21 protein-coding genes are annotated in these 19,566 nt (G+C 61.5%); 10 read left to right on the plus strand and 11 right to left on the minus strand.

Annotated elements, in window-relative coordinates; translation table 11 throughout:
• Positions 1-24: 24 nt before the first annotated feature.
• From M5B97_RS18875 to M5B97_RS18895, 5 genes are all read left to right on the plus strand, one after another.
• Positions 25-333 carry a MazG-like family protein gene (locus M5B97_RS18875; protein ID WP_034095697.1) on the plus strand — a complete coding sequence of 103 codons (309 nt, stop codon included), beginning with the start codon at positions 25-27 and terminating at the stop codon, positions 331-333.
• Entirely contained in the window at positions 326-1,075 is a 750-nt protein-coding gene (locus tag M5B97_RS18880) for a methyltransferase (RefSeq protein ID WP_123716039.1), read from the plus strand. The genes M5B97_RS18875 and M5B97_RS18880 overlap by 8 nt, the downstream gene beginning before the upstream one ends.
• Before the next feature lie 24 nt (positions 1,076-1,099).
• On the plus strand, positions 1,100-1,702 hold the full coding sequence (locus M5B97_RS18885; protein ID WP_123716038.1) for a DUF4136 domain-containing protein: 603 nt from the start codon (positions 1,100-1,102) through the stop codon (positions 1,700-1,702).
• 44 nt (positions 1,703-1,746) lie between these two features.
• The gene (locus tag M5B97_RS18890; protein WP_123716037.1) at positions 1,747-2,304 is read left to right on the plus strand and encodes a DUF4136 domain-containing protein; all 558 of its coding nucleotides are present in this window, start codon (positions 1,747-1,749) and stop codon (positions 2,302-2,304) included.
• Between the two features lie 144 nt (positions 2,305-2,448).
• A complete protein-coding gene (locus tag M5B97_RS18895; protein WP_248732303.1) occupies positions 2,449-4,425 on the plus strand; it encodes a pilus assembly protein TadG-related protein in 1,977 nt (658 codons plus the stop codon).
• Here the strand turns inward: M5B97_RS18895 and M5B97_RS18900 are convergent.
• Together M5B97_RS18900 and M5B97_RS18905 are read right to left on the minus strand one after the other, a co-directional pair.
• Positions 4,422-7,142 carry an ATP-binding protein gene (locus tag M5B97_RS18900; protein ID WP_248732304.1) on the minus strand — a complete coding sequence of 907 codons (2,721 nt, stop codon included), beginning with the start codon at positions 7,140-7,142 and terminating at the stop codon, positions 4,422-4,424. The two genes, M5B97_RS18895 and M5B97_RS18900, sit on opposite strands and share 4 nt — an antisense overlap.
• On the minus strand, positions 7,139-7,579 hold the full coding sequence (locus M5B97_RS18905) for a TadE/TadG family type IV pilus assembly protein (RefSeq protein ID WP_134660943.1): 441 nt from the start codon (positions 7,577-7,579) through the stop codon (positions 7,139-7,141). The genes M5B97_RS18900 and M5B97_RS18905 overlap by 4 nt, the downstream gene beginning before the upstream one ends.
• A gap of 72 nt (positions 7,580-7,651) precedes the next feature.
• On the opposite strand from M5B97_RS18905, the gene M5B97_RS18910 reads away from it, so the two are divergent.
• Together M5B97_RS18910 and M5B97_RS18915 are read left to right on the plus strand one after the other, a co-directional pair.
• Positions 7,652-8,125 carry a prepilin peptidase gene (locus tag M5B97_RS18910; protein ID WP_248732305.1) on the plus strand — a complete coding sequence of 158 codons (474 nt, stop codon included), beginning with the start codon at positions 7,652-7,654 and terminating at the stop codon, positions 8,123-8,125.
• Between the two features lie 119 nt (positions 8,126-8,244).
• Positions 8,245-9,027 (plus strand): response regulator transcription factor, encoded by a 783-nt coding sequence (locus tag M5B97_RS18915; RefSeq protein ID WP_349292532.1) that lies wholly within the window; start codon positions 8,245-8,247, stop codon positions 9,025-9,027.
• Between the two features lie 58 nt (positions 9,028-9,085).
• On the opposite strand, the gene M5B97_RS18920 is transcribed toward M5B97_RS18915, so the two are convergent.
• Genes M5B97_RS18920 through cpaB form a run of 8 tightly spaced genes read right to left on the minus strand, consistent with a single transcriptional unit; the run spans position 9,086 to position 16,492 of the window.
• Entirely contained in the window at positions 9,086-9,358 is a 273-nt protein-coding gene (locus M5B97_RS18920; RefSeq protein ID WP_123716033.1) for a DUF3613 domain-containing protein, read from the minus strand.
• 2 nt (positions 9,359-9,360) lie between these two features.
• Positions 9,361-10,083 carry a tetratricopeptide repeat protein gene (locus M5B97_RS18925; protein WP_134660940.1) on the minus strand — a complete coding sequence of 241 codons (723 nt, stop codon included), beginning with the start codon at positions 10,081-10,083 and terminating at the stop codon, positions 9,361-9,363.
• 10 nt (positions 10,084-10,093) lie between these two features.
• A complete protein-coding gene (locus tag M5B97_RS18930) occupies positions 10,094-10,987 on the minus strand; it encodes a type II secretion system F family protein (protein WP_248732307.1) in 894 nt (297 codons plus the stop codon).
• Position 10,988: 1 nt separating this feature from the next.
• Positions 10,989-11,870, minus strand: coding sequence for a type II secretion system F family protein (locus M5B97_RS18935; protein WP_248732308.1), 882 nt, complete (start codon positions 11,868-11,870; stop codon positions 10,989-10,991).
• A gap of 13 nt (positions 11,871-11,883) precedes the next feature.
• Positions 11,884-13,152 carry a CpaF family protein gene (locus M5B97_RS18940; RefSeq protein ID WP_248732309.1) on the minus strand — a complete coding sequence of 423 codons (1,269 nt, stop codon included), beginning with the start codon at positions 13,150-13,152 and terminating at the stop codon, positions 11,884-11,886.
• Positions 13,149-14,339: a pilus assembly protein gene (locus tag M5B97_RS18945; RefSeq protein ID WP_248732310.1), complete on the minus strand. Its 1,191-nt coding sequence runs from the start codon at positions 14,337-14,339 to the stop codon at positions 13,149-13,151. The genes M5B97_RS18940 and M5B97_RS18945 overlap by 4 nt, the downstream gene beginning before the upstream one ends.
• Complete coding sequence (locus tag M5B97_RS18950) at positions 14,336-15,556, minus strand: type II and III secretion system protein family protein (RefSeq protein ID WP_248732311.1); 1,221 nt, start codon at positions 15,554-15,556, stop codon at positions 14,336-14,338. The genes M5B97_RS18945 and M5B97_RS18950 overlap by 4 nt, the downstream gene beginning before the upstream one ends.
• A gap of 15 nt (positions 15,557-15,571) precedes the next feature.
• Positions 15,572-16,492, minus strand: a complete 921-nt coding sequence (gene cpaB / locus M5B97_RS18955) for a Flp pilus assembly protein CpaB (RefSeq protein WP_248732312.1) — start codon at positions 16,490-16,492, stop codon at positions 15,572-15,574.
• A 335-nt stretch (positions 16,493-16,827) separates the two neighbouring features.
• On the opposite strand from cpaB, the gene M5B97_RS18960 reads away from it, so the two are divergent.
• The 3 genes from M5B97_RS18960 to M5B97_RS18970 are packed head-to-tail and all read left to right on the plus strand — an operon-like array spanning position 16,828 to position 17,706.
• Positions 16,828-17,016 (plus strand): Flp family type IVb pilin, encoded by a 189-nt coding sequence (locus tag M5B97_RS18960; RefSeq protein WP_248732313.1) that lies wholly within the window; start codon positions 16,828-16,830, stop codon positions 17,014-17,016.
• 35 nt (positions 17,017-17,051) lie between these two features.
• Positions 17,052-17,240: a Flp family type IVb pilin gene (locus tag M5B97_RS18965; protein WP_248732314.1), complete on the plus strand. Its 189-nt coding sequence runs from the start codon at positions 17,052-17,054 to the stop codon at positions 17,238-17,240.
• A 58-nt stretch (positions 17,241-17,298) separates the two neighbouring features.
• Positions 17,299-17,706, plus strand: a complete 408-nt coding sequence (locus tag M5B97_RS18970) for a response regulator (protein ID WP_123716024.1) — start codon at positions 17,299-17,301, stop codon at positions 17,704-17,706.
• A gap of 85 nt (positions 17,707-17,791) precedes the next feature.
• On the opposite strand, the gene M5B97_RS18975 is transcribed toward M5B97_RS18970, so the two are convergent.
• Positions 17,792-19,474 carry a POTRA domain-containing protein gene (locus tag M5B97_RS18975; RefSeq protein ID WP_248732315.1) on the minus strand — a complete coding sequence of 561 codons (1,683 nt, stop codon included), beginning with the start codon at positions 19,472-19,474 and terminating at the stop codon, positions 17,792-17,794.
• Positions 19,475-19,566: the final 92 nt, after the last annotated feature.

Genomic DNA, 19,566 nt, shown 5'->3' on the forward strand with positions numbered 1-19,566 from the left:
CTATACGCCTTCAGGAGCCCGCGCATGAACCTCGAACACCTCACCGAACGCCTGCATCGCATCCGCGATACCAACGATTGGAAGCAGTTCCACAGCCCGAAAAACCTGGCCATGGCCGCCAGTGTGGAAATGGCCGAGCTGGTGGAGATTTTCCAATGGCTGACCGAAGACCAGTCGCGCCAGTTGCCCGCGGACAAACTCGCCCACGCCGGCCAGGAAGTCGGCGACATCGTACTGTACCTGTTGTTGCTGTGCAGTGAACTGGGGCTGGACATGAACGAGGTGGTGCGCGCCAAGCTGGCCGACAGCGAACGGCGGTTTATCCATGAGTGATCGTCATTTCGACCAACTTGCCACGCGTTTCGCCGAGAAGATTTATGGCGGCGCCAAAGGCGCGATCCGCCTGGCAGTGCTACAGGCCGACCTGAGCGAAGCCCTGCCGGATCGCCCGTTGCGCGTGCTGGACATCGGTGCGGGCCTTGGGCACATGTCGCTATGGCTGGCCGAGCGCGGCCACCAGGTGACGTTGGCCGAACCTGCCGAGCCGATGCTCGAGGGTGCCCGTCAACGCTTCGCCGAGGCCGGGCAGACCGCGACTTTTATCCATGCGCCCTGGCAGGACTTGCTCGGTCAACTCACCGAACCCTACGACCTGGTGCTGTGCCATGCCGTGCTGGAGTGGCTGGCCGAACCCCATGCGATCCTGCCGGTGCTGCACCAGCTCACCGTGCCTGGCGGCTGGTTGTCGTTGGCGTTCTACAACCGCGATGCGCTGATTTATCGCAACCTGCTCAAAGGCCACTTCCGCAAGATGCGCAAGAACGTCATGGCCGGCGAAAAGCAGAGCCTCACGCCGCAACAGCCGCTTGATCCTCGTGAGTTGGCGGCGCAACTTGAGGGGCTGTGGCAAGTCGAAAGCCAAAGTGGCGTGCGGGTGTTCCACGACTATATGCCGGTGGAGTTCCAGGCCCGTGCCGACTTGCAGGATGTGTTGGAGATGGAACTTGCCCATCGTCGTCACCCAAGCTTTGCCGGACTTGGGCGTTATTTACACTGGATCTGCCGTCCGGTTTAAGCGGCCCAGTTTGCGGAGGTCGAAATGCGCCGTCTCTGTTTGATCCTGTTGTCTCTCGGTCTGGGGGCCTGCTCCAGCCCCAACCCTTATGTGCCGAGCTCGGCGCCGATGCCGCCGGCTCCGGCCCGGGCGGCCAATACCTTTGATGCCAGCGCCTACCCGGCGCCGGTGCGTGACTACGGTGCCTATCGCAGTTGGGCCTGGCTCAACGGCCAGCTGCCGGCGGGCTCGGCCTGGGTCGACTCGGCGCAGATCGCCGAGGCGGTGGTGGGAGCCCTCGATCAGCGCGGTCTGCGCCCATTGCATGACAACCGTGCGCCAGACCTGCTGGTGAGTGCCGATGTGCGCCTGGAAAAGCGTCTGCGGCAGGTGCAGGACGATTATGGCTACGGCTACGGCGGCTATAACCGCTACGGCAATGGCTACGGCATGTACAACACGGTGCCTGTGGTGCGCACCTATGAAGTGACCGTAGCGGTGGCGCGGATCAGCCTGTTCGACGCGCGTACCCGCCAGCCGGTCTGGAGCACCAGCGCCGAAACCACCAGCCAGGGCAGCTTGAGTGAGCGAGCTGAGGCGTTACGCGAAGCGATGCAGAAGGCAATGACTGCCTATCCACCCAGTTAGCAGCTATTCTCATCTCAGGCTCGAACGTCTTTTGGAGAACATCCATGTTTCGTCGCATTGCTGCACTTGCCGTTGTTGTATTGCTGGGCGGCTGCCAGACCAGTCAGGTCAACCATGACTTCGACGCCAGCCGCGACTTTGGCGCCTACCGCAGTTGGGCCTGGAACGACCCGGCGCTGCAATACCGCCCGGATGATCCGCGTATCAAGAGTGACCTGACCGAACAGCGCATCCGCCAGGCCGTGGGCGAACAACTCGACCAACGCGGCCTGCGTCCTGCGGCGGCAGGCAGTCATGCCGACGTCAAGGTGCAGGCCTACCTGATCGTCGAGGATCGCCAGCAGCAAGTCACCACCAATTACGGTGGCGCCTGGGGCGGCCCGTGGAATGGTTATTGGGGGGCGCCGATGTACAACGAAACGCGCAACATCACCTATAAAGTGGCGACCATCCAGATTGACCTGCTCGACGGCAAGGACGGCAAACTGGTGTGGCGTGGCAGTGACGAACAGATCATGGCCAGCACGCCGAATCCGCAGGACCGCAGCAATGCCATCCGCTCGACCGTGGGCAGGATTCTTTCCAACTATCCACCCCACTGAAAATCCTCGCACCGCACCTCGCACTGCACCTCACACCGAGGATCTTCTGCACCCTCAGACGCAGCGTTTGCGTCAGCCCTGTCTACACTCATCTACAGCACAGGAGAGTAAGCGCTCGGCGACCCGCCGGCACAGGAGTGCTCGATGTCTCCCCGATTTCCAGGTAAGCAGCGTGGCGCCATTGGTCTGATGGCGGTGGGTGTGTTGGCGTTGGCATTGGTTTGCACATTACTGGTGATCGACAGTGGTCGTTTGTATCTGACCAAGCGCCAGTTGCAAGGCGTGGCGGACACCGCGGCGCTGGAGGCCGTCAGCCGTGGGGGGACGTGCCAGGCCGGTTTGAGCGCAGCGGCCTTTGCTGCGCAAAGTGTGGCGCGCAATAATTTTGTACTGGGTAACGGCAATACATTGGTGGCCCGCTGCGGTTCGGTGATTACCGGCGCTTCGGGCATGCGCACCTTCAGCGCAAACCCGGCGCTGTCGTCAGCCATTCAAGTGGTGGTCAGCGAGACCGTCCCAACCAGCGTCGCGGCAGGCGTCTGGGCACTGACCTCCGGTAGTCCGCTGAGCCTCAACACTGTATTGACCGCCACGGCAGTGGCGGCGATCCCCACGCCGCCCTTGGCCCAGCTCTCCATCAGCAGCACGCTGGCCAGCGTCAACACGAGCAGTGCCAGCCTGTTGAACCCGTTGTTTTCCGGGCTGCTCGGCGGCAACGTCAACCTGACGGTCGCGGGTTGGAATGGCCTGATCAATACCAATATCAACCTGCTCAGCTACCTCAACCAATTGGCGATCAACCTCAACGTGACCGCCGGCAATTACACACAGTTGCTCAACACCAACGTCACTGCGACACAGTTGATTCAGGCCGCGATCAACGTGCTGACCGCCAACGGCGCGACAGCGGATGTATTGACCGCCCTGGGCAACCTGCAATTGGCTGCAATCAATCAGGCACCGCTGGCGCTTGGGCAGATCCTGCAGTTGCAGACGGGCGTCACCGCGGCGGCGCTCAACGCCAACCTTCAGGTCTTCCAACTGGTCCAGGGCATCGTGCAACTGTCCAACAGCCAGAGCGCGGTGGCGGCGACCTTGCCGGTAAGCCTGCTCGGGTTGGCCAATATCACCACCCAGGTCAAGGTCACCGAGCCGCCGCAATTGTCGGCTATTGGTAATCCGGCACTGGCGGCAGCCAACCCGCAGGGGCCGAATGCGATCTACGTGCGTACGGCTCAGGTACGTACCGAGGTGACCGTCAGCTTGCCGGTGTTGAACGGTCTGTCGGGGATCAATACGGCGGTGAATAACCTGGCAGGGCCGCTGACGCCGGTGATCAACGGCTTGTTGAGCTTGAACCTGGTGACCACCATCAATTCGGCCCTGTGTTTGCTGGGGGCTGGTTGCCAGCAGTTGGATTTGCAGGTGCTGCCGGGCAACCTGTCACTCAATATCGTGTTGGATGCCGGTGGCGCCAGCAGTTATGTCACCGCCTACAGTTGCCCAACCGGCAGCGCCGGCACCAAGAGCCTGACCGCCAGCACCACCACTTCGCTGGCGTCGTTGAACGTAGGCAATATCACCAACGCGTTCTCCACCACGCAGCCAATGACGGTGGCCCCCCTGGCGCTGATCGATATCGGCACCAAGACCTGCCATGAGATCCTCGGTATCGGTAGCTGCGATGCCCGTGTGCCGTTTGCCGGTGGCGGCATCGGGATCAAGGTGCAAAGCCTGATCGCCGGCAGCGTCCAAACCCAGGTGTTTTCCAGCACCGCGCCGTTCGCCACGCCGCCCAATGTGGGGCTCGCGCCGTCTTATCAGGCCGCCACACCGTCCACCGATGTGGTCAGCAGCCTTTCCTCCACCCTCAACGGCGTCGGTATCACGGCCTATCAGCCGGTGGGCAATAACCCGGTGGGCAGCCTGATAGCGAACACGGTGTCGCTGCTCAGTGGCGTCAGCACCATCGTCACGCCGGTGGTGGACGGCCTGTTGGGCCCGCTGCTGAACCCGATTCTCAACAATCTGTTGAACAGCTTGGGCATCAGCCTTGTGAACGTAAATGTCGGCGCTAACCTGACCTGTGGCCAGACCGGGGAAGCCTACCTGGTGATTTAAGCATCGACGGCCCTGGGCAGTTCCACGCAAAAGCGCGCGCCCTGTTCACCATTGCTGACGCTCAGGCGACCGCCCATGTTTTCCACGATACCGTAGCTCACCGACAAGCCCAGCCCGGTGCCCACGCCAATCGGCTTGGTGGTGAAAAACGGTTCGAAGATCCGCTCCAGCAGCCGTGGGTCGATGCCACCGCCGTTGTCTTCGACCCAGATGCGCACGTGCTGGCTATCGTGTTCGGTATGTATGTCGATCCACGGGCGCAGCTCGGGATTTCTCTCGCGCTGGCTGAGCAGCGCATCGCGCGAGTTGACCATCAGGTTGATCAGCACTTGCTCAAGCTGATCGACATGACCTTTGACCTGCACCGGTATATCCGCCTGGCTCAGGCGCACGTCTACGCCTTTGCCGCGTAAACCCTCACTGAGTAACGACAGGGTACCCTCGACCGCCTGGGCCGGGTCGAAAGGTTGTTGCTCGACTTCCGAGCGGCGGCCGAACACGCGCATATGGTCCACAACCCGCGCTGCGCGCTGCACCTGGGCGTCGATGCGCTGGAGTTTTTCAGTGAGGTAATCCACCTCTGCGTTGCCGGTGCTCAAGCGCTTGAGCACGTTGACGATGGCCATGCGCATCACGTTCAGCGGCTGGTTGATCTCGTGGGCCAGGCCCGTGGCCATTTCGCCGAGGGTGGCCATTTTCGCGCTTTGGGTCAGTTGTTGCTGGGAGCGGCGTACTTCAGTGTTGTCGCGGCCCACGGCCTGTACTTCCAGCAACGCGCCTTGCTCATCAAACACTCCACGGTCCGACCACACCCACCAGGCGTGCTCGCGCCCCGGCAGCTGCAGGTTGATTTCAGCCGTGCTGACTGGAAATTCCGGGGTCAATTGGTGGACGCGTTGTACAAACGCCTGACGCTGTTCGTCCGACAACCAGTTGCCCAGGTTCAGCCCTGGCAGCTGGCGTGGCAGGCATTCCAGGTAATTGGCCAGTGGCGTGTTGCCGAAGGTCAGGGTCAGGTCCGGACGGTAGCGGCAGATCATCGCCGGGGAGTCCTCCACCAGAATGCGGTAGCGCTCCTCGCTGTCCTTGACTTGTTGCGCCGCCAGCGTCGCCTCGGTGACGTCCAGCCACAGGCCAACCGCCTCCACCGGCAGGCCGAGGTCGTCGCGCAACAGCTTGGCTTCATCGAGCAGCCAGTGGTAAGCGCCCTGTTTGTCTTGCACCCGATAACGGCTGCGCACGCTGCCTTCGCGCAGCAACTGGCGGGTGCGTTGGAAGTACAGGTCGCGGTCGTCCGGATGCACCCATTGCACCAGGCTGTCGTGGTTGCATTCGTCCAGCGTGCGACCCAGCAGCGGCAGCAGGCTGTCGCTGAAAAAAACCGGATGCAGGGCGCCGTTCACATAGCGTTGCACGTAGATGATGGCGGGCGAGCTGGCGATCAGGTTTTCCAGGCGCGCATGGGCGACGTCGGCTTGTAACTGCTGGTTCTTGATGTCGCTGATGTCGAGCATAAAACCGATGCAACGGCGTTGCTCGCCGGTGCCCAGCACCTGGCCTTGGACGCGATACCAGGTGCTGTCGCTACGACTGAGGCGCACGCTGGCGAGCAGAGGCTTACCAAGGTTTTGCAGATCCCGCAGACGGCTCTGCAGTTCAAGACGGTCGGCGGGGTGGATCAGGTTCAGCCAGGTATCCAGGGCTTGTCGGGTCGGCTCTTCTTCCTGGCCCAGGTTACGCATCAATTGCGGGGCGAGTTGGATCTCGCCGCTGCCGGGCAGCAGCTCCCACCATCCTGTGCCCAGCAAACCTTGCAGGGCTTCCAGGCGCTCCAGCTGTTGGTGGTGGCGCTGTTCGCGCAGGCGGCTGAGCAAGGGCGCAGCGAGGGCGGCGGCGAGGTCAAGCCAGTCGCGATCACTGGCGTGGGGCTGACCGTGGTAGGCCCCGCACAACAACCACGCGGCGACGCCCTGGCCGTCGCGATAGGGCACAAGGAACCCGTCGGCGTTGCCGAACACGCTGTGTAAACGCGGGTGTTCGCCACGCCCATACGGCGCTTTGAGGGCCTGTGGTGCAGTGCCGTTGAGGCTGTCCAGGCAGGTGCCGAGGCGTTGCCCGGTATGCCAGAGCTGCGGCGCATCATGGTTGGCGTACTGGCCGTAGACCCGCCAGCCTTGGTCTTCCTGGTCGAGCAACGCGAGGCCCACACAGGGAATGCGCCAGCGCTGCGCCACGCTGCACAACTGTTCGTTGAACACCTCGGGCAAACGGCTGAGGCTGCACACCCGCAGGTGCTCGCTGACCAGGCTGGTGAGGTGGTGATTCTGTTCGCGTTGCTCGGCCAGTTGCCGGCCCCCGAGTAAATCGCTGATGTCCACCGCATGCAGCAGCCAGCCGTTGTCATATGGCTCAAGCGTGCCTCGGGTGTACAGGGTTTGCCCGGAGACACCCTGGAAATCCAGGTCGAGGCTGTGGCGTTGCCAGTCGGCCGGCACGCCTTCCAACGCCAGGGCGCTGTCGGCGCTGAGCAAGTCTTGCAACGGTAGCGTGACCGCGTGTGGGACGAGGTATTGACGTAAGGTGCCGCTGATTTCGAGCACGCGCCCTTGAGCGTCCAGGTGCAGGTGCAGCCCGGCATAAGCAGGCGCCGGCGTGTCGAGGGCCAACGCAGCACTGCGGCCGAGCAGGCGCCCGAAGAGTTTGTCCCCGGCGGTCAAAACTGCAGGCTCGACTGGGCCTGCAACGTCACCGGTAACTGCGGCACGGTGCCAATGCCAGGCAACACGATAAATGGCATCACGTTCTGGAGATTGGCCGTGGGGTAGCTGATTTTTACCGTTACCAGGCCGCTGACCAGCGTGGTGCTGACGTGTGTCGCTACATTGAAGTTGAAGGCGGGGGGGATCCACCCCAGGCGTGTGGCGACGGTGCTATTGGCCGTGTTGATCACTGCCGCGTCATAGCCTTGCATACTCGGGTCCAGGCCCACGACCAGGCGCACGGCTTCGGCGGTCGCCTGGTTGAACGACTGCTTCAGCAGCAGTGGCAGGCTATAGCTGACCATTGCGTAGAACACGGCGAAAAAAATCACGAACACGGCCACGAATTCTATCGCTGCCGTGCCTTTTTGCTGTTTGGGGAGGCTTGTTCTCATCACCGCGTCTACCCTGACGGCTACTACTTGATATCAGCATAGAATCAATCAGCCAAAAGGGATGTTTTTTACGTGATCCAGGGTGCCGTGGTGCTGGTGTGGTTGGGGCTGTGCGCGGTGCAGGACGCGCGGCAGCGCTTGCTCGCCAATCGCCTGACGCTGGGGGCGGCGCTGTTGGCATTGATCTATCTGCTGTGCAGGGGCAACACATGGCTGGGCTCGCCCGCCGGGCAGGGCCTGTTGGCGTTTGCGCTGGCGCTGCTGCTGACCCTTCCGGGGTACGCCCTGGGCCGCCTGGGCGCGGGGGATGTGAAATTGCTCGGGGCGTTGGCGCTGGCTTCGAATGCCGAGTATTTACTGGGGGCTTTTATCGGGGCAACAGTCGCCAGCGTGCTCTGGTTGATGCTTGCGCCGACGGTGTGGCCGCTTATGGGGCAAGGGCTTAAAAACCAACTTCTCTACTTGGCGCCGCACGCGTCAAAAAAACTGCCGTTCGCCCCGTTTTTGCTGGTGGGGTTCGCGCTTGCCTGGTGTTGGATCCATTAGTCGTCGCGGGTATTAACGCTATGTACATAGTCGGAAAGTACGTCTACGTTTAAGTTGTGTAGGAATATTCGTCGTAAAGGATGGGTCAAACTTTTGGCTTGCCAGGCATGGAGTCGCGCGTGAACAAGCTTACCTCTGCGGTAAAAGTGCTCGTAGTCGACGATCAACCGCTGATCGTGGAAGAACTCTGTGAGTTTCTCGAGAGCAGCGGCTTTCGCTGCGTCCCTTGTGAATCCAGCCAGCAAGCCTTGACGCGTTTCAGCCAAGATGTCGACATCGGCCTGGTGCTGTGCGATCTGCACATGCCGGAAATGGATGGCATCGAGTTGGTCCAGGCGTTGCAAAAGATCGCCGGTAAGCAGCGGGCCTTCGAAGCGATCATGTTGACCGGCCGTGCCGACAAGCAGGACGTGATCAAGGCCCTGCGTGCCGGATTCGCGGACTACTACCAGAAGCCGATCAATCTGCATGAATTGCTCGAAGGCTTGCAGCGACAGGAAGCCGCGTTGGAGGAGCGCAGGAAAGACCTGCAACTGGGGCACTTGAATCAGAAGCTGCAATTTCTGTCCGAATCCATCAATGACCTTTATCAGGACCTCGACAAAGTACGTCGCAGCCCAACCGGACCGGAGGGCGATGAGGTATCGGCCGCGGACGCCGCACCATTGGAAGTCCCGGCAATCTTCAACCAGCTGTCACCGCGCCAATTGGATGTGGCGCGGCTGGTGGGCAAGGGCCAGACCAACTATCAGATTGCCTGCGAATTGGGCATTACGGAAAACACTGTGAAGTTGTACGTGTCCCAGGTGCTGCGCTTGACCCATATGCATAACCGTACGCAACTGGCACTGGCGCTGTCACCTGGAAGTTCGGCGCTGCACCAGCGCGTGACGGCCCACTGATTGTTCTTTGAAATAGGGGAGGGGCTTGCCGCACCTCCCGCAGTTGGAACTGCAGCAACTACTGATGATTGCCGCCGGTTTGCCCCCCCACCTTCTGTTCGAAGAATTCCGGAATCGGATGCTTGTAGCTGTCCAGCAATCGTTGGGCGGCTTGATCGCGTTCGGCGGCGGTGGCTTTCTGCGGCGTGCTGGACGCAAGCTTGCCGCTGGACTGCAGCGTCAGCCAACTCTCGGTAACGGCCTGTTGCGGGGATGATGGGCCGGGCTCCATGGCCATGATGTGCAGGGGCAATGTCAGCACTGCCAGGCTTGCGAGATAAGGTAGTTTCATCATCAATTCCTCGGGTTGCCGGCGGCGTCACTGGCCTCGGCGATCTGATCTTTGGCCTTGGCGACGGGCGTGTTGGAACCCTTGAGTTTCTCGGCCCTGGCCTGGGCTTCGGTGACTTGTTCGGGGCTCAGCCCCATCTGGCTGACCAACTGGGCGGCCTGCTTCCAGTTGTCCTGATAGATCAGCAAGGTCACCAGATTGATCGCCGCCAACGGGTCGCTCTGCTTGAGTTCCATGGCGGTCATGAATTCGAAACGGGCGTCTTCCAGGCGCAGTTGGTTGAGGTACACCACGCCCAGGTCGTTGCGGATTTTTTCGTCGGTCGGCGCCAGCCTTGCCGCGCGCTGCAAGTGCGCCATGGCTTGCCCGTTGTCGCCCTTGGCTGAGGCGAGTTGGCCCAGGCCATGTTCACCTTCGGCGGCCATGCAGGTGCCGAGCAGGCTGCGGTACAACGGCTCGGCCTCGCTGCGGCCGAGCAACCGATAGGCCTTGGCCTGGCGCAGGCGCACCTGGGGCAAGTGCGTGGGCAAGTTCTGCAGGTTGGCCAGGCTGGCGTGCAGCTTGCCGTCGTTGGCCATTTCATCGGCCAGGTTCAGTGCCAATTCCTGGTCGGAACCGGGCTTGGGGCAACTGCCGCTGGCCGTGAGCGCGCTCCACGGGGTTTGGCCATTGCTGGCGCAACCGCCGAGCAACAACAGGCTCAAACCGGCTATCAATGCTTTCATGGAGCGCTCCTCATAAGTGACTCAACGCTTGGGATATGCCGATGAACGCCGGCCCCCCGAGTACGATCAGCAGGGCGGGAAACAGAAAAACCATCATCACCACCGACATTTTTGCCGACATTTTCGAGACGAATTCCTGGATGCGGGTCAGGCGGCGGTCGTCGAGCAACTGCTTGAGCGCCAGCAACGACTTCATCGCGCCGCCACCTTGCTGCACCAATTGCTGGAGGATGGTGCAGGTATCGGTAAATTCATCCACGGCCAGCAGCCGGGCGGTCTTGCCCAGTTCCTCGCTGAGTTCCAGGCCGGAGTCGACGCGGGTCAGGATCAGGTGCAACTCATGGGTCAAGGCCGGCAGCAGGCGCTGCGCTTCAATGCTTAACACGCGCAGCGCTTGTTCGACGGCCATGCCTGACTCGAACAGGATGCGCAGCAGAGGGATGAAGGTCGCCACCTCTTGGGCGATCTGCTGCTGCCGACCTTTGGCGACGCTGGAGAGGATGCGCTTGGGCAGCAGGTAGCCAATGCCCAGTGCAATCAGGGGCGCAAGCCAAGGCGAGGCGATGTGGGGAAACAGTACGCTCTGGGCCACCACCACAAGGCCCAGCAGTACCAACGGCGTGCCGATCTGCAAAGCGGCGAACATCGAGCGCTGGCTGGTTTTACGCCAGCCGACCCGGTTGAGCAGGACCTGGGTTTCGTTGTCCAGGCTCACCGAGCGTTGCGCCAGCTGGCTGCTGCCCAGTTGCTGCAACAGGCTGCCGAATTTAGCTTCGCGGCCCATCCGGCCCTGCAAGCGTTGGGCAACCAGGCGCTGGCCGCGCCGGTGCCGGATCAGGTTGGCGAGCACCAGCGCCAGGGCGGCGAGGAACAGAACGGCGCTGATCAGCAGGGCAATTGCCATGTCATACGCTCCGCAACATGCGCCATAAGGTGAAGCAGCCCATGAGCTGCATGGCCAGGGCCACGAACAACAGCAGGCGACCCGTGCTGTCGTTCCACATGGTCATCAGGTACGCGGGGTTCACTGCCAGGAAGTAGCCCACCATGGAAATCGGCAGGGCGGTGAGCACGTAGGCGGTCACCCGGGTTTCGCCGGTCAGGGCGCGCAGCTGGCGGGCAGCCTGCTCGCGTTCGCGGATCATCTTGATCAGGTTTTCCAGCAGTTCGCTGGCGTTGCCGCCATAGCGGTGGTTGACCTTCAAGCCCAACGCGAACAGGCGAAATTCGTCACGCTCGTAGAATTCGGCAAAGTCATGGATCGACTCCGGCAGGCTGACGCCCAATTGCACGTTGCGCTGGATACGCCCCATGGCCTGTTTCAGTGGGGCTTCGGTGATCTCGATGCCACCCAGCACCGCGTCGGCCAGGGTGCGCCCGGCCTTGAGACTGCGCACGGTGTGGTCGAGCAATGCCGGCAATTGTTCGATCATGCGCTTGATGCGCCGCTGATACCGCCAGGCGACGTACAAGCGCAGCAGCAGGGGAGGCACTACCAGCATCGCCAACAAGCCGGGCCAGCCGGCAACCATCAGCCCCAACAGGACGCCCAGCATCCACATCGCCAGCCACAGCCCCAGGCTGTCACTGGGTTTGCCCAGGCCCGCGCGCACGAACATGCGCTCCATGCCACTCCACTGGCTGGCCACTTCGGCGGGCTTCGGCTGGCCCTCGGCAAGACGGTCCAGTACGCGTTCGGTCTGGGCGCGGCGCAGGCCATGTTGAAACGATCGAATCGACAGGCCGGCCAGGATCAGGCAGATAAGCAGCAGAATGGCCCCAGTCATGGTCGAGCCCCTTTCAAGGTAATGTCGGTTCGCGGCGCAGTTTTTCACCGGCCGGGTTGACCGCTTCACGCAGGAAGCCGAAGCCGGTTCGCCGGTCGTGGCGGAACAGGGTGTTGGTCACGTACACGTCTTCGCGAATGCCCACCACCTCGACCACCTCGCTGACACAGCGGCGCCCGTCGGGCAGGCGGGTCAGTTGAATCACCACATCCAGCGCCGCACAGATCATTTGCCGCAGGGTTTTTTCCGCCACTACCCGGCCAGTCAAACCCACCAGGGTCTCCAGGCGCAGCAGGGCATCGGTAGCGTTGTTGGCGTGCAAGGTACTCATGGAACCGTCGTGGCCGGTGTTCATGGCAGTGAGTACATCGAGCACTTCCACGCCACGGATTTCACCCAGGATGATGCGGTCGGGGCGCATCCGCAGGGCGTTGCGGATCAGGTCGCTGGCCTTGACCTCGCCATGGCCCTCGGCATTCGGCGGACGGGTTTCCAGGCGCACCACGTGAGGGTGGCCCAGTTGCAGTTCGGCGACGTCTTCAATGGTCACCAGCCGCTCATGGGGGTTGATCAGTTGGCTGAGGATGTTCAGCAGCGTGGTTTTACCCGTGCCGGTGCCACCGCTGATGAGGATGTTGCAGCGTTTGCCCACGGCCTCCTGGAGGAAGTCAAAGATGTTCTGGTCGATGGTCTGCATGGCCACCAGGTCACTGCTTTTGAGCATGTCCTTGCGAAACTTGCGGATCGACAGACACGGTCCGTCCAGGGCAATCGGCGGGATGATCGCATTGACCCGGCTGCCATCGGGCAGGCGCGCATCGACCATCGGCGACGACTCATCCAGGCGTCGGCCGAGGGGCGCGAGGATGCGTTGCATCACGCGTTCCACATGGTGGGAGTCGATGAACCGCAGGTCGCTCTGGTGCAGCAGGCCGTCGCGCTCTATAAACACCCGGTGTGGGCCGTTGACCAGGATCTCGGTGACGGACGGGTCGCGCAGTAGTACTTCCAGCGGGCCGAAGCCGGTCAGTTCGTCGACGATTTCCTCGGCCAGGCGCTCCATCTCATAACGGGAAATCGCCAGGTGCATGCGGTTGATGTATTCGGCCACTTTGTCGATGACAAACTGCGCCAATAATTGACGCGAACCTTCCAGCAGGTTTTTCCCCGACTCTTCGATGGCATCGATGATGTAGCGATGGAACACCAGCTTGAGCCCGTCGTGCTCGGCGTTGCCGTTGAGGGCATGGGCGGGGGCACCGAAGAGTTTTTCACTGTTCATTTGCCGGCTCTCAGCAGGCGATCAAGCCAGTTGTGCGATGGTTTTTCCAGATTTGCCGAACGTTTTGCCAGGCGCTCACCGAGGATTTTCAGACCCTGGGTCAGGGGTTCTCGTGGCGCCAGGGCGAACAAGGTCTGGCCCTGATTTTTTGCGTTCAGGCGCACGTCCGGGCTCAGGGGCAGCACGGCAATCACCTCCAGGCCAAAGCTTTTGCTCAGGGTTTCGGAGTCCGGTGCACAGCTCTTGATATAGCCATCGACCAACAGTCTGGCGTGCTCCAACTTCATGCCTTTTTCGCGCCACAGGTTCAGTACAGCGAGGTTGCGTCTGCAGTCCAGCACACTCTGGTCGGTGTACCACAACAGTTTGTCGCAATGGCTGACAAAGGTGCGCAGGGCTTCGCTGTCGGGTTGGCCGAGAAGGTTCACCACAATGTGCTGGAAGTGTTGGCGCAGCGCGCTGAGCAGCATGTACAACTCGGCGGCGCTGGTGCGCTCCAGGGGCTCATCGTTGGTTGCGTAGGCAAGGATGCGCAGGCCGTCTTCGGCGCTGGTGAATGCGCTGTTGATCAGGGTGGTGTCCAGCCGCCGCAGGTGGCGCAGGGCGTCGCCGAAATGAAACGAGCTTTCCAGCCCCAACAGCGCCAGGCTGTCACCGCGGGGCAGGCCCAGGTCCAGCAGCAAGGTGTGCTGACCGCTCTTCTGTACGACCAGTGCCAGGTGGCTGGCCAGCAGTGCGCCGTCGGCATTGCTTTGGGTGCCGTACAGCACGGTCAGGCCACCCAGTTGGGTGTTGGTGGTGACCGGCGGCAGGCGTTTGCTCAAGCGCCGCACCAGCCCGGCCACTTCACTGGAACGCGAGCCGTAGGCGACAAAATCCCGTGCGCCGGCACGCATGGCGTTGAGCACCAACTGGTTGTCCATGCCGTCACCAAGGGCGACGATGGCGAGCATCGGCTTGGCTTCCAGGGCGCCTTCGATCAATGCGCTTTGGGCCACTACGTGTTCGCGGTCAAGGCCGATAAACACCAGGCTGGCGAAGGTCACATCGACCAGCGCGAGCAGTTCGTCCAGCGTGCTGCCGGCGCTGACCACTTGGCCAAGCGGCGCCAGCGCACCCTGCAGCCATTCCAGGTCCGTGGTGTTGCGGGTGATTGCCAGAAACGTCTGGCTCAGGCTATCGCTCATTGGGATAACCCGTTGAGTCGGTCGAAGTTGCCGTTTTCCAGGAAGTACAGGCGATACCAGTTCGGGTCGTAGTTGCGCAGCTTCTCGCCCGGCAAAGACGGCAGTTGGGCATTGGCCGCCAATGGCTGCACCAGGTGCGGGGTGACGATCATCAGCAGCTCCTTGTCCTGGCGGTTGATAGTGGAGTCGCGAAAGAATGCGCCCAGGATCGGGATGTCACCCAAACCGGGAAACTTGCTGATATTGGTGGTGTTGGTGCTGCTGATCAGCCCGCTGATCACGAAGCTCTCGCCGTCCGCCAGGGACACGCTGGTGTCAGTGCGGCGGATGGTCAGGGCCGGGACCTTGATATTGTCGATGACGACGGCGTTGGTGTAGTCCAGCTCACTGACTTCCGGTGCGACTTTGAGGGAGATCCGGTTACGGTCGATCACGGTCGGGGTCAAGGTCAGGCGAATACCGAATTCTTTGTATTCGATGGAAATGTTGTTGCTGGCGCTGCTGGGCACCGGGATCGGCACCTCGCCGCCGGCCAGGAACGTTGCACTCTGGCCACTCATCGCCACCAGGCTTGGACGCGCGAGGGTGTAGGCGAACCCGCTGCTTTCCAGGGCGTTGATCATCGCGGAGACCCGCCCCCCGCCAAACCCGATATTGAAGTTGTCGGGGCTCACCGGCAGTTTGAAGACGCCTTCGGAGGGGGATACCAGGCTGGGGCTGCCCAGGAAAAAGTTTTTACCATTGCCCAGAATCTTGGTACTTGCCTCCTTGAGCTTGGTGCGGCTGACCTCCACAAAACGAATGTCGGTCTGGACCTGGCTGGGCAGCAAGGGGTCTTCCGACGGTGACAATGACAGGCTGGTCAGGGCCGAGATGGCCTTGCTCTTGACGAATACCATGCTTTGGCGCGGGGTGTTCGAACAGGCGGTCCAGACCATCAGGCTGGTGGTGCCGGGGGCGATGCCGGTCAGCAGGAAACCACGGTCGCCGTTGAGGTGTACGTCGGCAATTTTCGGATCACCAATCGCCAGCCGAGTGATGGCCACCGGTGATTGCAGTGCCTGTTGCAAGCCTTCACCCACCGAAAGGGCAGCGGGTAGTTGACCCAGGCTGCCGCAATTGCCCGGGGCGGCCACGGCCAGGCCCACAGACAGGTTCGACAACAGCAGGGCACAGGCGATTTTCAGCGTGAACGCCGGTGCGAAACGTCGGCTCATGCGCAGCATCCTTGTTCAGTCGGGCGTTTGTTGGGTGACTTGATTGCCGCGGATTACCTCGACACCGGTGCGACGCGGGCTGCCCTGGGCGACTTTTTTCGGGGCCTGGGCAAAGGCCAATTGCGTGAACTGGTAGAGGTCGCGGTTGGCGCTCTGCAACTTGCCCGGCACATCGCTTTCGCCCGCCCAGTAATGGCTCAGCAAACGTTCGTCGGCACTGCGTACCGCCAGGCGTAAAGTGCCGGCTTGAGTGGCGAGCATCAGGCGGCTCAGCAGGGCCTCGGGCACCGCCAGCACCACCGTGCGAGACGGGGCATGACGTTGCGCTTTTTCCTCGGCGGTGAGCGCAGGCGGGGAGGCGGGGGTGCCGTCATTGCTCAGGCCCATTTGATCGCCGACGCTGAGCAAGCGCATGGCGGGTACCACCACCTGGGCTGACTGTTCGAGGTTGGCCGCATCCTGGCGCAGGTACAGCAGCACATCCACATAGTCGCCGGGGCTCAATTGGCCGGCTGCGCCAATCACTTCATCCACGGCAACGGCCAGGGCGCGTTCGTCAGGGCGAATCATTCGCGCCAGTGGGCCACCTGGGGTGAAGCTTTCTTCATTCAGCCAGGTGCCGGCGCGCAGGGCTCGCCAGGGGCTGCGGCCGACGGCCTGATCGACACTGGTCATGCTGCCGGCCGGTACGGTGCGCAGTTTTTCCACCGCGAGGTCGGCGGCATTCAGGGGAACAAAGGGCGGGACGTCGTGGGCCAATACCACGACCGGTTGGCGGGTCTGGTCTTCCACCACGGTAACGGCTTTTTCGACAGGTGCCGCCTGGGGGGGCGGTGCCGGTGCGGGCGTGCGGCTCAGGACCAATCCCCAATAGCCGGCAAACAGTGCACCGAGCAGAAGCACTCCGGCCAATACCATGCTGAGACGCGTGTTCATGACGGCGCTCCCTTTCCTGTTGCCCTGCACAACCGGCGTATCCGAGCAGGCTAAATTCGCAACTTGGTTGCTATGAACATGTGACTAACTATTTCGCTATTTTAAGGTAGTTCAGCTAGGACAAAATGCCATTACTGACAGCAAGATTTCTTGCGTATCGCTGGCAATGGCTTTGAAAACACGGATTTAAGGCGCCAATAAACGTAACCACTACTTTGTGATTAATCAGTTCTTACAGTTGTGAGGCTGGGGTTTGTTGACAATGCTCAGATGGCACATCGCAATTACCGTGCGGAGCAGTGTTTAGGGCGCCCGAGCGCCTGAGGAGAAGTACGATGATCCTTGAACTGTTGATAAAACTTCATATTCAGCTTCAGTTGCTTTTTCGGCGCAAAGACGGTGCGACAGCGATTGAGTACCTCATTCTGGTGGCAATCGTAGCGCTGGTGATTCTGGCTGCGGGCACAACCCTGGGGCCGAAAATCACGACTTTCTTCGGTAAGATCAACACCGCCTTGACCTGAGTCCCAGACCGTACCCTGCGACTGAGGAGAGTGCTATGGTCCTTGAACTGTTAATGAGAGTGCGTGCTCAGCTGTTTCTGCTTTTGTACCGAAAAGACGGTGCCACGGCGATTGAATACCTCATTCTGGTGGCAATCGTGGCGCTGGTCGTCCTGGCAGCAGGGGTGACGCTGGGGCCGCAGATCACCACCTTCATTAGTAAAATCACGACAGCCATAACGTGATCTCAGACAGCATCCTGTGAGTACTCACGTCATTGATTGGCAACGCCAGGTAGTACCCATGAATGCTGCAACCGGACCTTTTCGCCAACAAATCCTGTTGGTGGATGACGAAGAAGATGCCCTCGTAGAACTGGCCGAGTCGCTGGAGAACGAGGGCTTCGTTTGTTTCACCGCCACCTCCGTCACCTACGCCTTGCAGGAGCTGACCCTGAACCCGGACATCGCACTGGTCATCACCGACCTGAGCATGCCCGAGGAAAGTGGTATCTCGTTGATCAAGCGCCTGCGCGAACACACTGACCGGCAACACTTGCCGGTGATCGTGATGTCGGGGCATGCCCAGATGGATGACGTCAGCGATATGTTGCGCCTGCAGGTGCTGGATCTGTTTCGCAAGCCCATCTACCTGGTGCGCTTGATCGATACCCTCAACAACCTTTTCCCCCTGGTCAAACACCGATTGTAGTGAGCGGGCTCACTGTGCCGAGGGCGCTTGCTCACCGCTGCCTGCAGCGGGGTGCCTCGCACCCCGGCGCAGGCACGCTTGCGCGCTAGAGCTGATAGCTGAAACTCAGCGTATAGCGCGGGCGCCGGTTCAGGCTGTCCAGGGCGATATCCGACATTGGCTTGGAGGCTTCCAGTGCGATGTTGTAGTACTTGTTATCGCCAAAGCGCAGACCCACGGCTGCCGACGACATGTTATTGCCCTTGACCGGCAGTTCGTTGAACCAAGTCTTGGCACGGTCGAGCACGATGTAGGGTTGCAGCACTTTCACCCAATCACCGGCGCGGTTGAAGCTGTAGTTGATCTCGTACGCCACACCCCACCCCTTGTCCCCGGAAGCCTGGTCGTCGGGATAGCCGCGGCCGAAGTTCTGCCCGCCGAACGTGGCGCGCTCACTGTCGGGCAGGGTGGCGTCGCTCCAGTAGAGTGCGCCCGACAGCACCCCTTGCCAGTTATCGAAGAACTTGTCGCTCTGCACGCCGGAGAGGCGCAGGCGGAAGAAGTCGAGGTCCGGCGTCGTACCCGCCAGATCACTGTGCGTCCTGGCGCCCATGCCGTTGATGCCTTGGTACAGACCGGCACTGAGGATGCGCAATTGGCGAGCGTCGGATTTGCGCCAGTCGCCCTCGAATGCCAGTGCGCGCAGGTTGGTTTCGATGTCGAAGCGGTTGGGGTAGCCGACCAGTTGATAGCGTGTGGTCTGGTCCACTGCATACAGGCGCGTGCCCAGGGTCAAGGATTCGGTGGGCGAGGCGATCAGCGGATGGCTGAGGCCGATGGTGTAGCGATCGATCGACTGATGCGGCTTGAGCTCGAAGCCGCCATCGAGCTGGATGTTGTTGCTGGGGTCGGCGCGATAACGTTCGGCCCCCAGTACAAGCTGGCTGCCCTCGGCATTGATGAACTGGCTGTAGCCCACGCGGTAATAGTGCTTTTTGTCGTCGCCGGGCGGGAACAGGCCACTGACGTTAAGCTGTTCGCCCATGGATGTCTGGGCGTTGCTGGTGGCGGTGAGCAACGCTTGCGTGCCGCTGCGGTTGTCTTCCACCAGGCTCATGCTGGTGGTAAAGGGTTTGCGGCTGGCCTGGATCACCATGTGTGCGGCACCGTCCGTGGTACCTGGCGGCGGTACTTGCGCTTGCAGCGTCACGCCCGGGATACGGCCCATGAGCGTGGTATAGCGCTCGAACGTCTTGCGTGTGAGTGGGCGTTCGGCCAGGAGTTTATTCGCCAGCTTGTCGACATAGGCCGACACCGCGCCGATGTCGCCGCTTTGTTGGTAGTCCTTGATGTAGCCCTCCACCAGCACCACGCGCACCAGGCCGTTTTCAAAGTTCTGTTGCGGCAGGAAGGCATAGGACAGCAGATAACCGTCCTCCTGATAACGACGGGTGATGCTGCGTGTGGCTTCGATCAGTTGTGCAAGGTTGGTCTCATGGCCGATCAGCGCGGCGTAAGCTTTGGCGGTTTCGCTGAGCGGGTAGATCGAACCGCCCTCGATCTGCAACTTGCGGATGGTGATCCTGGTGTCCATCAACAGGGGCTGGCCCTGGGGCGCGGGAGCCTCCGGCACTTGGGTCTTTGGCGTGACCGGTCTGTAGGCGTCTGCGGGCAGGTTGGGTACGGGCAGGTTGCGGATGGTGTCGTTGCTGTTGAGGAAGTTGGGAAGGGTCTCGGCCTGGGCGTAGGCACTGAGGGTAAGTACTAACAACGGTGTCAGCACGCGCATAGGACACTCCATGGTCAACTGCAGCAGCGTCTTGGACCCGCCGGGTTCTGGGACTCGGTCCGGGAAGGCCAGGCTTCGCTCGATAAGACCGG

The organism is Pseudomonas sp. MWU13-2517, from assembly GCF_023242545.1.
Classification (GTDB): Bacteria; Pseudomonadota; Gammaproteobacteria; order Pseudomonadales; family Pseudomonadaceae; genus Aquipseudomonas.